At 59.6% G+C, this 15,210-nt stretch carries 10 protein-coding genes and 1 pseudogene; 5 read left to right on the plus strand and 6 right to left on the minus strand.

Annotation, left to right across the window (positions count from 1 at the left end; genetic code table 11):
• Positions 1-9: 9 nt before the first annotated feature.
• On the minus strand, positions 10-309 hold the full coding sequence (locus tag OCL88_RS21315) for a lactococcin 972 family bacteriocin (protein WP_079941104.1): 300 nt from the start codon (positions 307-309) through the stop codon (positions 10-12).
• A gap of 1,073 nt (positions 310-1,382) precedes the next feature.
• Positions 1,383-1,991, minus strand: a pseudogene (locus OCL88_RS16845) (IS3 family transposase); the annotation flags it as partial.
• A gap of 153 nt (positions 1,992-2,144) precedes the next feature.
• Between OCL88_RS16845 and OCL88_RS16850 the strand changes: the two are divergent.
• The gene (locus tag OCL88_RS16850) at positions 2,145-3,386 is read left to right on the plus strand and encodes a flavin-containing monooxygenase (protein ID WP_264963249.1); all 1,242 of its coding nucleotides are present in this window, start codon (positions 2,145-2,147) and stop codon (positions 3,384-3,386) included.
• Positions 3,387-3,403: 17 nt separating this feature from the next.
• On the opposite strand, the gene OCL88_RS16855 is transcribed toward OCL88_RS16850, so the two are convergent.
• Positions 3,404-3,760 (minus strand): trypco2 family protein, encoded by a 357-nt coding sequence (locus OCL88_RS16855; protein ID WP_069694848.1) that lies wholly within the window; start codon positions 3,758-3,760, stop codon positions 3,404-3,406.
• Positions 3,761-3,960: 200 nt separating this feature from the next.
• Here OCL88_RS16855 and OCL88_RS16860 point away from each other — a divergent pair, with 200 nt between their 5' ends.
• On the plus strand, positions 3,961-4,581 hold the full coding sequence (locus OCL88_RS16860; protein WP_207605002.1) for a D-Ala-D-Ala carboxypeptidase family metallohydrolase: 621 nt from the start codon (positions 3,961-3,963) through the stop codon (positions 4,579-4,581).
• Between the two features lie 27 nt (positions 4,582-4,608).
• Positions 4,609-8,904 (plus strand): trypsin-like peptidase domain-containing protein, encoded by a 4,296-nt coding sequence (locus OCL88_RS16865; RefSeq protein ID WP_264963250.1) that lies wholly within the window; start codon positions 4,609-4,611, stop codon positions 8,902-8,904.
• Here the strand turns inward: OCL88_RS16865 and OCL88_RS16870 are convergent.
• A complete protein-coding gene (locus tag OCL88_RS16870; RefSeq protein WP_264963251.1) occupies positions 8,814-9,833 on the minus strand; it encodes a GrpB family protein in 1,020 nt (339 codons plus the stop codon). The genes OCL88_RS16865 and OCL88_RS16870 overlap by 91 nt on opposite strands.
• Positions 9,834-9,959: 126 nt before the next feature.
• Positions 9,960-10,574 carry a dihydrofolate reductase family protein gene (locus OCL88_RS16875; protein ID WP_264963252.1) on the minus strand — a complete coding sequence of 205 codons (615 nt, stop codon included), beginning with the start codon at positions 10,572-10,574 and terminating at the stop codon, positions 9,960-9,962.
• Between the two features lie 392 nt (positions 10,575-10,966).
• On the opposite strand from OCL88_RS16875, the gene OCL88_RS16880 reads away from it, so the two are divergent.
• Positions 10,967-11,173 (plus strand): hypothetical protein, encoded by a 207-nt coding sequence (locus OCL88_RS16880; RefSeq protein ID WP_264963253.1) that lies wholly within the window; start codon positions 10,967-10,969, stop codon positions 11,171-11,173.
• 90 nt (positions 11,174-11,263) lie between these two features.
• Here OCL88_RS16880 and OCL88_RS16885 read toward each other — a convergent pair whose 3' ends face one another.
• On the minus strand, positions 11,264-14,419 hold the full coding sequence (locus OCL88_RS16885) for a DUF3427 domain-containing protein (protein ID WP_264963254.1): 3,156 nt from the start codon (positions 14,417-14,419) through the stop codon (positions 11,264-11,266).
• 370 nt (positions 14,420-14,789) lie between these two features.
• On the opposite strand from OCL88_RS16885, the gene OCL88_RS16890 reads away from it, so the two are divergent.
• Complete coding sequence (locus OCL88_RS16890) at positions 14,790-15,065, plus strand: hypothetical protein (protein WP_264963255.1); 276 nt, start codon at positions 14,790-14,792, stop codon at positions 15,063-15,065.
• Positions 15,066-15,210: the final 145 nt, after the last annotated feature.

Consider the following 15,210-nt stretch of genomic DNA (forward strand, 5'->3'; position numbering starts at 1 on the left):
TCTGTTCAATTAGCAAAGACGGTAGTAGGCGCGGTTGTCCTGGAAACTCGTGGTAGGTTGCGCGTTGTTCGCCCACGAGTTCGCAGCCATGTTTGGCGAGGACGAGTAGCCCCAGTCATTTTGCGTCGACGATGCGTGACAAACGTTTTGATTGAAATAGTCGGAGTACAGGTGCACTCCAGCTGTTACCCCATAGTTCCAGGTGCCACCTTCGGCTGGAGACACTGTCGCGGCTATCGCCGCTGCACCTCCGGCCGCCGACAACCCCACCGCGAGAGCCGCTGCTGCAATGGTACGTCGAATATTCATCTCTATTCCCCCTCGAAACTAATTTCTACTTTCATTGCCTTTAGCATGCCCATGACGGGTACTGCCTGTGCGACGAAATGATTAAAACTGCAAAAGATTATTGTCCTGTTTTAGCTAGTTCTTCACCTGCTCTGCTGGAGTCGCAAACTGCAGTGCAACTCTGGATAAGCAGTCCAAATGGCATCGCTAGTTGTAGTCTAAACGCGCAAAGGTCAATCTGGACCATGCTATTTGTCAAATTTGGGAATAACTTCAAGCTAAGTCCAGAGAGTCTTGATTGCCCTGGATCAGAGCCATCCGGTTATGCGGCGTTCCTAGACGGTGACCCGGGAGATACGAAATGAAGGGCTGCGGAATGTTCTTTCAATAAATTCATTGTTCCCCCAAAAACAAGAACCGAAGCGAATCGGGATGCCGCTTGTCGCTGGCGCACTTCTCATCGATTCGTGATAGCCGTATGAGAACAGGCAACTACGGCGATTGGACTTTGTCAATGAATTAGTCAAATCCCACTCTTTCATTTACCCCGAGCCGTGAAATATTGCGTCTTCTAAGAGGGTCAGCGTCACGTTCCCAAACCTGTCGACACTTCTTAAGGGGATCTCCGTTTCCTGGGAGCCGATTCGTCCCCCAGGGCATAAGGAGGCATCCCTCTATCTCGACATGAACCCCGGAATCACGTCACCGTTTGATGCCAATGCACCCCGAAAGAATGCCCAACAGCATTTGTTCGGGAGAATTGTGGAGCTGGACAGGCCGCTGTTCGATCCGGTGCTGCCAGGGTCGCGGCATAGGCAGCCGAAAGCCGCCCACCAGTCCGCTCCACAACGATGCCGTAGGTGCTGGAGATCGCCAGCGGCACCATGTAGACCAAGCCCAGCAAGACCAGAGACGGAACGCGGAGGACACGGCTCCAACCTTGGGAAGGAGGGACTGCCCCGGGATTCGTTGACTCTCGGGGTCGATAGTTTTCAGGCGGCTTGGAGGCCGCTTTCGATTGTCGCACGATGGCCAAGCGTAGTTCCTGTCGTGAGGTCCAGCGTTCTCGGTCCAGCACGTTTTTCTGCAGCAGGGAGCCATAGCCGGTCCGGTGCCGCGGCGGTAAAGTCCCGACCGACGAGGTCGTCATGGACTGGTGGGCCCGCCTTACGGTTCAAGCCCCGCTTCTTGGCGAAAACAGACCAAATCCGCTGGCTGCGGCACAGCCGCTGCACCCGGTTCTCCCCGGCACTGATGCCGTAGGCCGGCAGTTCATCGGCGGTGAACCGGTACCCGAAGGCCGGGTCGTCGCGTTGGATGTCAAGAGCCGCATTGATCAGTGCGCATCAGCCCTGTCCCGGTCGGAAACGGGGTTGGCCTTCCATTTGTAGAACGCCTGCTTGGAGAAGCCAAGCACCCGGCAGGTCACCGCCACGGACATCCCGTCGGCGGCACGGTCAAGGACCAGCGGGAAGCTCATTTGGGGGCAGTTCCCTGGCGAAGAACGCCGCGGCCCGGCGCAGGATCTCGTTCTCCTGTTCAAGAAGCCGGATCCGCGTCTTTGCCTCCCGTGACTGGGCGGTTTCCTTCTCGGTCATGCCGGGACTGACGCCGTCCTCGACGATTTACGCCAGCGGGGCTTCATGCTTCGGAGCAACGGCTACGACGTCGAGGCGGAACTCGACGGGGTAGGGCTCAGGCACAGGAACATCCTTCCTGGAAGGACAGAATCCTGCCAGGTTAGGAGTCAACCAAACCGGGGTCATTCCCTACAGGTAGTCACTTGAAAGATGGCCGTATCGGTCGAATGCCGAAACCCATCCCCAATCGTCGCCTCCGGGCGTACAATCCACGCCATGGGATCCGCCCCAGATACCGTGATCATCGGAGCCGGCCAAGCCGGTCTCGCCACCAGTTATTGGCTCAGCCAAGCCGGCGTCGAGCACCAAATCATCGAACGGCGCGACACCCTCGGCGGTGCCTACCAGGACCGTTGGGACGGATTCTTCATGAACACCCCCAACTTCACGCTGGACCTCCCCGGCATGCCCTACACGGGGGATGACCCCGAAGCTTTCCTGCCCCGAACCGCCGTCGTCAATCTACTCAGGCGCTACGCCGATGTAATCAACGCCCCTGTCCTGACTGGCGTGGACGTCACCCGCCTTTCCGCCTCAAACGGCACCTTCAGCTTCGAAACTTCGCAAGGCAGGCTCGCGGCCAAGAAGGTGGTCCTCGCGACCGGCGCCTACCAGGTGCCCAGGCTGCCCGCCATGGCCGCCAAGCTCCCCAAGGAAGTCAGGCAACTCCACACGCACCACTACCGCAGTCCACAGCAGCTCCCCGATGGCGCCGTCTTGATTGTCGGCACCGGTCAGTCGGGCGGGCAGATCGCCGAGGAACTGCACGAGGCCGGCCGCGAAGTCCACCTTGCCGTGTCCACTTGCCCCGAAGCTCCCCGCCGATACCGCGGCCACGACATCCTTTACTGGCTCCTCGAAACCGGTAAACACGGCCCCGAATACGGCGTGAACGCCCTCACCCGCGAGGCACTCCCCTCCCCCGCCGCGCGCCTCGCCTGCAACCCGCTGCTCTCCGGCACCGACGGTGGCCACGACATCCACCTCCGTGAACTCGGCCGCCGCGGCATGCACCTGCACGGCCGTTTGGAAAACATCGACGACGGCGACCTCACCTTCACCGACGACCTCCCCGAACGCCTCGCAACAGTCGAGGCCGGGTTCAACAACCGGATGCGGAAAGCCATCGACGGATATATCGCAGCAGCCGGCATTGACGCACCCGAGCAGCCGACCGTGCCCTACGATGACTGGCTACCGTCCGAGCCGGCTACCGTGAACCTGGCCGACGCCGGCATCACGTCCGTGGTGTGGGCGACGGGGTACGGACTGGACTTCTCTTTTCTGAACATGCCGCTGCTTGATGAGTGGGGCTACCCGAAGCAGAAAGCAGGCGTCACCGAGCAGGCCGGGTTATTCGTCGTGGGACTCCCGTGGCTGACGAGGCACTACTCGTCGATCCTGGGCGGGGTGGGCATGGACGCGAAGCTGCTTGCCGACAACGTGGCGCACGCCTGAGGACGCTCACCACAGGATTACCCCGCGTCCCCGTCAGCTGAACTGTCGTCAAAGCTGCGCCCGTCCGACGCGGCGTCGTCCTCTACAAGCAGTTCCTCCGAGCCGTGAAGTGGGCTCAAAGACAACTTCAGAGTCTGCGTCGAGGCAGCTTCCCTGGACGCTTCTGCTCCCGCTTCCACAAGCCACCACTTGATGCCGGCTTTACCACCGACGGCCTTGGTTACCGCGGTTTCCAAGGTCAGCTCAATGCTGTCTACGCGGAACCTGACCTCGCTCCCGGTGCCGGCCACCATGGCCTCCCAAAGCTCCTGCCTTAACGATTGGATAGCCTCTGCCAACCCGATGCCGGGAGAAGCCTTTTCCATTTCAGTCATCTGCACCGCTCCTAAACCTGATGAAATGCCAATAATCAGGGACTTGGGTTTTCCCGTCAAGGTATGTCCAATGCGGAGCCCAAAAAAGAATAATGAATTTGAAATCCTGCAATACCAGCGGCGGCATCGGTGCACTAGAATCGCACCACGGTGGCTTGCCTGGGGGTTCAAGTACTCCGGATCGGACGACGAGGAGTGTCATGGAGAATCAACGAGGATCCGCCATGCAAGGCGACGAAAATGTTAACGGGAAATCCCTTAGCGCAAGCCCCGTAGTCTACCCGTCCGGGGCGTCCTTCGCGGCTGTAGCCGAAGAAGAAGCGGGAATCACCTACTCGGATCCGGTCGACGACGGGCGGGTTCCGCTCATCAGGCTCGAGGACAATCTCCGGACTCACTTATCGCCTAATTTCACGGTCGGGAGCTTCGTGGGCAAAGTAGGACGCGACTACCAGTATGCCCGGATCTCCGTAGATTTAGTGCGAACAATTCAGGCAATTCAGGAGCGTGCCCAAGCCCCTTTGTTGATCGTTTCGGGGTATCGGCCTCCAGCGGTGAATGAGCTCATTAAGGGCGCAGATCAGAGCCCGCATATTGCGGGACGGGCTGCAGACTTCAAGATCAGCGGGATTGAACCTCTGGAAGTGGCCGCACTGGCTCTTGATGAGATGGGCCCACACGTCGGTATTGGCCTTGGCGCCGGAACCATCCACATCGAGCTGCGTGACGACCTGAAGTCGTGGGTTTACACGGGTGCCAAGCTTAGCCACGAAGAATTTTCTGCATGGGTGCATGAAAGGACAGAAAAAGCGTCACTGTAGGCCCGGAGCGGAAAGCGGGGTACCTCAATGGCTCTCCTTGAGACCGGACGTGTAGTCAACATTACGTACCAATTCCACGGTCAGCCACGGGTAGGGTCCGGGCTCATGGTTGGTGGTTCCGTAGTACTCACCGCTGACCACGTCGCCAAGGGCTCTGGTCATGAAGTTCTGGGGCTGGAGGGTACGTACCCCGCCAGTGTCTTGGTGCGTTCCGGATCGGCCACCGTGGACATAGCCTTGTTGTCCTTAGACGGCGCCCCTGACCTGCCTTTCCTGACGTTCGGACGGGTCGAACGGCAGAATCTGGAGGTCCTCCACGATTGCACGGCCGTGGGTTTCCCTCGTTTCAAAGCTGTCAGCGGAGGTCGCATCGCCGTTCATGCTTACGGGAGCATCCCCACGGCGGAGGGACTCCGTGCCGTCCCCGGCCAGGGCTTGGTTCCCGGATATTTGGCCTTGAAAGTGGAGAACACGCCCAGGGATTGGCCACCCATTGCACCAGGAGACCTGGAAACGTCCCAGTGGGCCGGAATGTCCGGTTCTGCGGTTTTGTCCGCCACGAATGACCTCATCGGAGTGGTCCGCCATCACAATCCCAGTGAGGGGCCAGGAAGTCTCGCTTTAACTCCCATCGAAGCAATTGATACTCTGCCCGAGGCCACCAGGGAGGTCTTCTGGCGCCATCTTGGCTTGAACGGACCCGAGGACCTTAAGCTCCTCCCCCGCAAGGAGGCCAAGCCTGATCTCAGCAGGGCCTTTACCCCGCTGTTCAGGAGCAGGCGAAGTGACGGATTCGTCGGGCGACGACAGGAGATTGCGGCTCTATCCGCTTTTGCAAACGGTCCAGGCGGGGTGCTGGCCATCACCGGCCGTCCCGGATTTGGAAAGACTTCACTACTGGCTGAGTTTGCCCAGCAAATGGGCGCCCGCGCCGCTTTCCACTTCTTTACGAGCAGATATGACCCGTACTGGTTGGACGAGGTATTTTTCCTCAGGAACGTCCTGCAGCAGTTATCCCCTGACCCATTAGCTGATGATTACCCGCATTTGGACCGGTTGTCTCTTCAGTCCATGCTGCACCAGCGCCTGAGCGAAGCAACCCGTAGCAATGGAACTCCCGATGTGCTCATATTGGATGGCATCGACGAGATCCAAGGCTGGTCGATTGCCAATTACGTGGCAGGCGCATCTCCCAAGCACCTTCACGTCATAGTTTCCATCCGCGACACAGGACAGGAATGGCGGAGCAAGTACCGCTTGCAAGGACCGGACGTCAAGGAATTGCGGCTCGACGGCTTCGGTGAGGAGTCCGTCGTCGAACTCTTCTCGGCGACCGGTCGGCACACCGCAGCTCTCATCCAAAAGCCGGGAGCTCTGGCCGCAGTCATGAAGGCGGCTGCCATCGGCCCTGTGGACGCAAACACCAACAGGACGGCGACAAATGCCGACCCCCTGTACATCGGCCTCCTGGCCAAGGAAGCTCTGGAAAAGGAGTTTGACGTGGCAGATCTCGAGCAGCAGCCCGAGGGGTTGGCAGCGTACTTGGACGTTTGGTGGCAAGAGCTCCTGGATGTGGCCGGAGAGCGTCCAGCGCTGTTGCTCTTCGCCACGTTGGCTGCTGCCCACGGACCCCTTGCGCGAAGTGACCTTGAAGCCCTTGTTCCGGAGGCTTTCGCTGATCCCACAGGAATGCTCCGCGACCACTTTGACCGCAACATCCTCCCCAAAATCCGCCGACTGATCATGGGAAACGATGCCGTTGGCTACACGTTGGCGCACCCAAGGTTCGGGCAGCATCTGACCACAAAGTTCACAGAGGACGTCCTGCAGTCAGTTCAGGAGCGGCTGCTGGAATACAGCCGTAACTGGTCTGACAACGCTAGCGGGTATGCACTGACACACCTCCCTGTCCATACGGCGAAAGTGCGGCCGAATGAGCTTGCCGCTCTCTACCAGGACGCGCACTATCTGGCGAAGGCAATTGGCACTCTCGGTGTGGACCGGGTCATCGGCACGCTTCGCCGCGTACAGTCCGAGGCGCAGCTGAGTCGCGAGAATGGGAGGACGCTGCATAGGAGCCGCATGGTCCTCGAGCATGAGGCCCACAATTTGCGCGCCGAAGCTGATGGCGCTGCAGGAACCTCCGAGGCGTACGCCGCCGGCCAGCTGGCCTTGCAGGCCCTGGTGATGAACGACCGCGAACTCTATGAATCCGCACGAACGTACCTCGCCCTGATCGTTCCGCACGGAATTTACCCCGCGTGGACTACCAACACCAGCAGTGACGCCCTTCTGCGAACGTTGTCCGGCCACACCTCCGTGGTGGAGCGGGCTACGATAACCGGCGGGGGTTCGCGGGTTTTCACGCTCAGCCTGGACGGATCGGCCAAGCTTTGGGACATCCAAACAGGCGCTCTCTTGCAGACTCTGCAAGATTCAGACAGTCCCATTTCCGCCGGTGCCATAACGTCCGACGGCGGCATTGCCGTGACGGCCAACGGCCAGGAAGAGTCGGCGAAGGTCTGGGACGTTGAAAGCGGAAACCTCCTGTTCGTTCTGGAGGGACATACCGAAGAAGTCACCGACGTCGCCATTGCACCGAACAAAACTTACGCCGTCACCACAAGCAGGGACGGAGCCTATGTTTGGGACCTTGCCTCCGGGAAACGGGGCCATTTCCTGAATGGTCACGAAAATTGGCTGACCTCGGTGGCCATCAGTCCGGACGGGCAAAAGGCCTTGACCACCAGCTGGGACAGCACAGCGTGTTTGTGGAACCTGGCCGACGGAAAGCTACTCTTCCGCCTCGAAGGTCACAGGGCCGGAGTGTCAAGGGGCTTGTTTTCGAGTGATTCCAAGCGGGCACTGACCATCAGCAAAGATTCCACGGCGAGGTTGTGGGATCTTGAAAACCTGGAGCTTCTGCACGAACTTTCCGGCCACGAGTCAGAGTTGACCGCCGCCGTCTTCGTTCCCGAGCGGGACGAGGCAGCAACGGCAGGACAGGACGGCACCATCCGCGTGTGGAATCTTTCTACCGGCCAAGCCACAGCGGTACTGCAGGACCATGGCCAGTGGGTGACCGACGTCGTTCCTTTCGGTACTGACGGAAGTATAGCGTCAGCGAGGCGGGACGGAACCATTGCTGTCTGGGATATCGCTGCGGCGGAGATGATCAAGTCGTGGAAGGGTCATCCCGGCCCGGTGAAGAGCATTGCTATTTCCGAGTTGGGTGACCTAGCCGTCACAGCGGGCGATGACGGGTCTGCACGAGTGTGGGACTTGGCCGCCGCCATCACCGCACCAGCGCCCCACGGGCATCAGGAAGCCGTCACCTCGCTGACTTACTACAGCCACAGGGAGGTGCTGGTGTCTGCCAGTCGGGATGCCAGTGTGATGGTGTGGGACTCCGAATCGGGAAATCGGCGTCTGGTACTGGACGACGGCGGCGGGCCGGTCACGTCACTGGCGCTAGTCCCCGGAGCCGAGGTCTTGGCCACCGGAAGCGAAGACCGTTCGGGAAGACTGTGGGACCTCACCGACGGCGGCTTGCTGAACCGGCTCAGTGGGCACAAGGCCGGGATCACGGCTGTTGCGGCCAGCGAACCTGTCGCCCGGGTCGTCACCGGTGCGCAGGACGGCTCCATGCTCGTCTGGGACGCTGAAGAGGGCACGCGCCTGTTGGAGTTGGTAGGCCACACCAAACGGATTGCCAGCATCCGCTTGACTCACGATGGGGTTCGAGCGGTGTCAACCAGCTGGGACGGCACCGCACGGATCTGGAATCTTGAGACCGGCGTTTGCACGAACGTCTTGGAAGCGCATCCGGGACCAGTGACTGACGCCGCCCTCGCCAAAGACGGCCGGCTGGTTACGATCGGACACGACGACAAGCCCCGCGTATGGAACATGGCCGACGGATCGCTGCTGGGTTGCTTGGAAGGGCACACCGGGCCGCTGTCCACGCTCGCTTTATCACCGGACGGCGCCTCAGCCCTCACTGGCGGCTGGGACGGCAGCATCTGCCACTGGGATCTGGAGGCCAGAACCTCCCGGCTGGTCATCGCCCCGTCGGAATCGGGAAAGATAGTAGCCATCGCGTTCCTCGCCGACGGCGAGCATTGTTTATCTGTGAATGTCAGTGGTCTTGTTGCGCTGAGGGCTCTTTCTACAGGAGAGCTTGTTCAGAAGCTTCAGCTTCCTTCCCAACCCACGGCGGCAATTATCTGCGGTCAGGAAAGCAATCTTGTAGCAGCGGGTGAAAACTCCGGTGCCGTGACGGTGTTCGGATTCACTGCGACGTTGGAACACTCCATGAATTGAGGCTCTTCCTGCTTCTCCGGTCGCCAGCCGTGTGAATCCACCCATGCGTAGAGTTGCGGCTCGACGTAGTCGCGAAACCACAACTTCTTTTCCGCCGCGTAGTTCAAGGCGTTGACATCGTTCGCGTACTTGCTGGCAATCCTTTGTTTCTCTGCCGCGTATCGGCGGACATGACCTGCGTCCGCCCGCATCCAGTCGCGAAAGCTGAGGGTAAAGAACCACCCAGCCGACCCTACAACCCGCACATGGATATTGACGTTTTGAGCCGGGTCGGAATTTACGTGGAGGTGCTTGGCCCACTGCTCGGGTTCGGGTTGATAGCTGGTCGGCGCGTCCCACCACTTGCCCGGTACAGCCCGATAGCCTGCAGCGTCCAGATGTGCGGACACCTGATCCAGGTCGCTGATGTTCGCGACGCCGACTTGCAGGTCAATGACGTTCTTTGCCGGGAGACCCGGGATCGACGTGGAGCCGATGTGGTCCACCCGAACGATCAGAGGGCTGGTCCTCAGGATCCTCTCGGCAGTCCGTGCCGCAGTAGCCGGCCAAGCCGGATCCGGCGGACTCATCACCGCCGGCCCTTTCCGATGCTTCGGTCTGGGAGCTGCCTTGTTGCGGCTAAAGGGAAGGAGGCGGTTCTCCCACAGCTGGTCCACCGCTTTGCGCAGGAGACCTGGGTCCGTCTCCGTGAGAACCACATCCGGGCTGTGCCGCGGGCAGCACTGTTCAGAACCGTCTGCTACCGAAAGTACGAGGTCGAATTTGGAAGCCGGAAGAGATTTATCCGCGCATCTCACCAGAATCGGGCTGTCCCGTTCCTGGCTCAGCTCCGGTGCTGAACGTGCCTGGATGACCGCACCGTGATCGGTTAGCCGCTCCACAACCAGGGACGCGAGTTCGTTCCCTGACACGACTCCAACGTTCAACATGGGAACAGCATAGGTCCGGGGTGGTGGTGATTCGGGAGATAACCGCTTGCTGGACCGACGGGCGACCACGATATCCACCTCCGATTGACTGTCGCGCGGTCCTGGGCCCAGCGCGCGGACGGAGCTCTAACCGATTTCGGTCATATCCCCCACCCCAGGCGTCCCCTCAACCAGGGCATACCGCTGCATCACCGCACCCTTCGGCGAGGCAACAACCGGTTCGATAAGTTGAAGGTTGGTTGGTACCACCCCGTCGGCAAACACCTTCTTCCCACGGCCCAGAAGGATCGGATACACCCACAGATTGAGCCGGTCGAACAGCCGCTCAGCGAAGAGGGTCTGCACAAAGTCCAAGCTGCCGATCACGTGGATGTTCTCGTGCTTGTTGCGGAGCTCGCGCAGGGAAACCACGACGTCGGGACCGAGCTGTGAGGAGCCATCCCACCCCAGGTTCAGCGACTGACGCGAGGCCACGTACTTCGGAATGCGGTTGAACAACTGCGCGATTCCACTGTCCTGATGCGGCCAGTACGAAGCGAAGATGTCGTAGGTCCGGCGCCCGAGCAGCAGCGCGTCCATCCCTACCATCCCCGATTCGACCTGCTCGCCAACCGCATCATCGAACAGAGGCGCCTGCCACCCACCAAACTCGAAACCACCCTCGGGATCTTCCTCAGGGCCGCCGGGCGCCTGCGCGACGCCGTCGAGCGTGGTGAACAGGTCAATTTGGATCAGTCCCATGTCGGGTTCCTTCCCTGCTGTCCATCGTCACCCCGGCGACAGGATCATGTCGAGGCTTCCACACGAACCCGCGCGAGGCAATGGTCACCGGAGAGGAACGACGCCGACAGTAGCTTCCGCTGTCACCCCATCCAACGTGGGTCTGAGTAACCGGGAGGAATCCTATGGTTCTTCCCGCCCGCCCACGATTCCGGTCGCGAAGTCCAGTTCGCCGTCTCCACCTGCGCCGAAGCATCCCGAATATACCGCGGCCACGACCTCCACCTCCGCGAACTCGGCCGCCGCGGCATGCACCTACGACCGTTCGGCCATCATCGACGACGGCGACATCACGTCCAGCGACGCCCTTCCCCCAGCGCCTCGCAACAGTCAAATCCAGCTTCAAACAACCCATGCGGAAAGTCATTGACGCGACATCGCAGCCGCGGGCATCGACACAGAAGAGCAGCCTCCAACACCGGAAGACGGCTGCTGCCCTCAGCGCCAGCACGGCTAACCTGGCCCAAACAAACATCAGGTCAATACTGTGCGCCACCGAATACAAACTCGACCTGTCCTTCATCGGCATCCCACTGCTGGGCATGCCGATGTGGCCATAAGACCGCCGTGGTGGGGAGCCTCACGGTAGGTAATTCTCGCCGTCGAGAAAGAAAGCACCGACATCACGGGTTGAGATGCAACTCAGTCGGCTACCGGGCCACGGCTGCTGCCTTCGTGTAAACGTCGACAGGCATCGGCCGATGAAGTTTCCACGTGATACCAATAGGCTTTTCTCCAGAGTGCTGCAGGTAGTCCATCTGTCCCAGGCATGTGTAAGGAACTGTCAGGCCACTCTCGTCTTCCGCAGTATCACGGGTGAAGAGGACGATGTGTGACCCATGTGCTCGCCGGTCCAGGTAGCGCTTGCCCGTTGGACTTGTAGATGATGTTGCATTCTGCGACTCCCAGTGAAACAGCTCGGGACTAATGGCGTAGTCCTTGTACATCGTCGTCGCTGAGTGCTTCCGATCGTCCTTATTCAGGGTAACGAAGAAGGCATCCGTTGCTGTCGCAGGGCACCAGGCAACCCCCTCACGGTGCTGAACGTTCTTCCCAAGTTCCAGCGAGCCAAACTGCAGGGCCGCGAGAACTTCTTCACGTCGATAGGTTGCGTGTGTCAACAGCGGAATGTGCTGGAGCCCTGCACCGAGGCCCTTGGCAGCGTGCTTTGAGGCCGCGACTCCCAAGCTCACAATTTGCTTGATCTCACTGCACACAAATCCATAGGCACGGAGGTGGTCCAGTCCGTCGTCGTACGTCTTGAAACCGCCGCCGTCGTCCCAAAGCGTGTAGAAGAGCATTCTTGCGAACGACTGCTCTCGAGTGCCCAGCTCAGCGTAGCGGGGCGCGTCTGCAGAGACGAGCATGGAGTAGGCCTCCGCCCGCCCCGGATCGTCAACGTGGATAAGTGCGGCCATCCGCCCAAGGAGTTTCTTTTCCTCAGCACTTGATCGATCGTGATGGATGCCTTTGAGCACTGACTCAAGGGGAGAAAACCCGTCAATCAGTTGAGCTTGGCGCAGGTAGTCGGTCCAGGAGTCACGGGTCGAGCGATATATCGTCTTCACGTCGTTGCCAGACTCCCGCAGGTACGAGGCCAGTACGGTTTCGCCGTAAGACGCCACGTCGTTGATCAACTGGTTCCGATTAAAGCGAAGCTGGGCCTTGATGTTGTCCAGCACCACTTTCTGAGCCACACGATCCAACACAATTTGCGAGCCTGAAGGAAGGTACGGGAATTCTTCCTCGACAGCCTTTTCAAGTTGTTTTCGCCCATAGCCAGTGAGCGCTCTGTAGCGAAGATCGAAACGGAACTCGCGACGCTGTTGGCCGATGAAGTCCAGGACCGTGAGGACAGCCTTGTCGTCCGCGCGGCGCAAGCCTCGGCCCAACTGCTGTAGGAAAATCGTGGCGCTCTGGGTCGGCCTCAACATGAGGATGGTGTCGACCTCGGGGATGTCCAGTCCCTCGTTGAAAATGTCGACCGCGAAGATGCAATTTACTTCTCGATTACGCAGCCGGGCAAGGGCGTCTGCGCGTGCGGCCTCGTCGGTTCCGCCGTCGACGGCGACCGAGGTGATGCCGGCGTCGTTGAAAACCCGGGCCATATAGTGGGCGTGCTGGACCGAGACGCAAAAGCCAAGCGCCCGCATGTGTTCAGTGCCGACGACCTTGTCACGAAGTTCTCGGATGACCTTCGCTGCCCGAGCATCGTTACCTGTGTATAGGCGGTCAAGCTGAGCGGTATCGTAGTTGCCGCGTTTCCACTCCAAACGGCTGAGATCCACATCATCGGAAACGCCGAAGTAGTGGAACGGCACGAGAAGATCGGCATCCAGTGCGTCCCACAGCCGAAGCGCACTGGCTGTTCTTCCCTCGAAGAACTCTTTAGCGACGTTTCCGCCATCGCCGCGCTCCGGGGTAGCCGTGAGACCGAGCAACTGCTGAGGCTGCAGGTAATCAAGCAGTTGGCGATAGGTCGGCGCAAGGGCGTGGTGGAACTCATCGATGACTACGACGTCAAACTGCTCGACCTCGAAGTTGCTCACTCCCAAGGAAGCGAGCGACTGAACCGAGGCGAAAAGGTGCTTCCAGTCTTGTGGCTTGTGATCGCCCACATAGAGCTCACCAAAGGCTCCGTCCTGCAGAACACTGCGGTAAGTACGCAGGGACTGCTTCAGGATCTCTTGCCGATGAGCAACGAACAACAGAGACAATGGCCTTCCGGCCGCTTCACAGAGCCGCTTGTAATCCAGGGCGACTATTACCGTCTTCCCAGTCCCTGTTGCTGCCACAAGGAGATTACGGTTAAACCCTTTTGACCTCTCTGCTTCCAGGTCTTCAAGCATTTCTTCTTGGTGAAGGAATGGCACGACCTCGAGTCCAGTGACAGTGTCCGGGGCCGCCGTTCGCCTCCCACCGTTGCGTTCCAGTGCGGCATCCAGCCTGTCGCCGTCTCGATCCGGATCGTAAGTCTGAAAGGCCTTTTGCTCCCAATAGCTGTCGAACGTGACCTCAAACTTCTTGAGCAACTCCGGCGTTGCAATCGAACTTAGTCGTACGTTCCACTCCAGGCCATCAAGCAACGCCGCCTGACTGAGGTTCGAGCTACCTACATAGGCAGTATCAAAGCCAGTGCGCCGCCTGAAGAGCCATGCCTTAGCATGAAGTCGGGTGGCTTGGGTTTCGTAGCTGATCTTCACTTCGGCCCCATAACGCCTGACTAGTTCATCGATCGCTCGGCGTTCTGTGGCTCCCATATACGTAGTGGTAATGACCCTGAACTTCACACCACGCTCGTTCAGCTGCTCGAGGGCAGGCTCAAGGAGCCTTAGACCTGTCCATCGCACAAAGGCGCAAAGCAGATCGACGGTGTTGGCCGATTCGATCTCTGTTCGTAGCTCCGCGGCGAGGTTTGGATCGTCCTTGCCGTTTGTGAGCAGGGCTGAGTCACTGAGCTTTGTTGTGGGCCGCCGCAGTTGGCGCCGCGTCAATGCGTCGGGCCGGTGCAGCGAGAGCAGTTGTTGCGGGCCAGGCGTGATCTGGTCGTCGTGGTCCAGGTGTGACATGAGCCTGTTCGCGAGGGCTACGCGTTCTTCTGGCTTTGCAGCTGTGAGTGCCTTCTTTACGACTTCGGCGACGTGCCGAGAAAGCACCTCCGGTGCGTCGTCCTGGTCGACTGCGTCGACTTTCGGACTGAGGTCCGGCACGAGTGACAACCTGGTTTCGAGACTCTCAGTTTGCAGGAGTTCGTAAAGCCCCTCTGGGAGCGTTGTCTGCTCCGATCCCCCATCAAACGTATTCACTGCGCCAGGATATTTGCTTGGTGTGACATCCACCAATCTCTCCCACAACGGAGTTACGTCAGTTCTGGCACGCGGAGGACGCGTCGAAGAGAAAGTTACCGCCAGGGTCCGTGCGGGTGCCCCGCCACCAAAGTGTCACAAACCTATACGTATTTGATTGAGCCTTACACTTCTTGATGTTCGTCATTCGCGCGAATTAAATGGGGCGACGAGACTAATAACCTCGTCATAAGTGAAATGGGGACCTTTGAAGAAATCTGTATTCGTGTTGGCTCTGTCGTGTCTGACTCTGGCGGGTTGCGCAGGGACACCAGCCGCGGCTCCTACCGTCACGGAAACCGTAACTGCGACCGTCACAGCCACTGCAACCGTGACAGCATCAGCCGCGCCTGCGCCGGTTGTCACACCTGCTGCCGTCGTAGCAACCCCCGCAGCGACGACCGCGGTCATACCCGCGAATGTTGTGGGTATGAATGCCCAAGCGCTCGAAGAAGAGTTGGAAGCGCTCGGCTTTAAGAAGGTCATATTCAACTCCGACACCGGCAAGACGGTTCTGCTCCTCAGCAACTGGACTGTCACTGGCATTGACAACCCCGGAACTGAACAGGCCACAACCAAGTCAGTTGTCGTTCACGTAACCAAGTAAACGGCTCGATTGGGTCAGAGCGGTCACCGCGTTGGTCGCTCTGACCCACCACATAAGGCGCACGCTGCGACTATTACTGGTCGGGTTGCGCTAGGTGTAATTCCCACGGAGGTTGTGAACGCGGCTGATGGGGGTTTTGCCTCCG

Source organism: Paenarthrobacter sp. PAE-2 (assembly GCF_026013155.1).
Taxonomy (GTDB): Bacteria; Actinomycetota; Actinomycetes; order Actinomycetales; family Micrococcaceae; genus Arthrobacter; species Arthrobacter ureafaciens.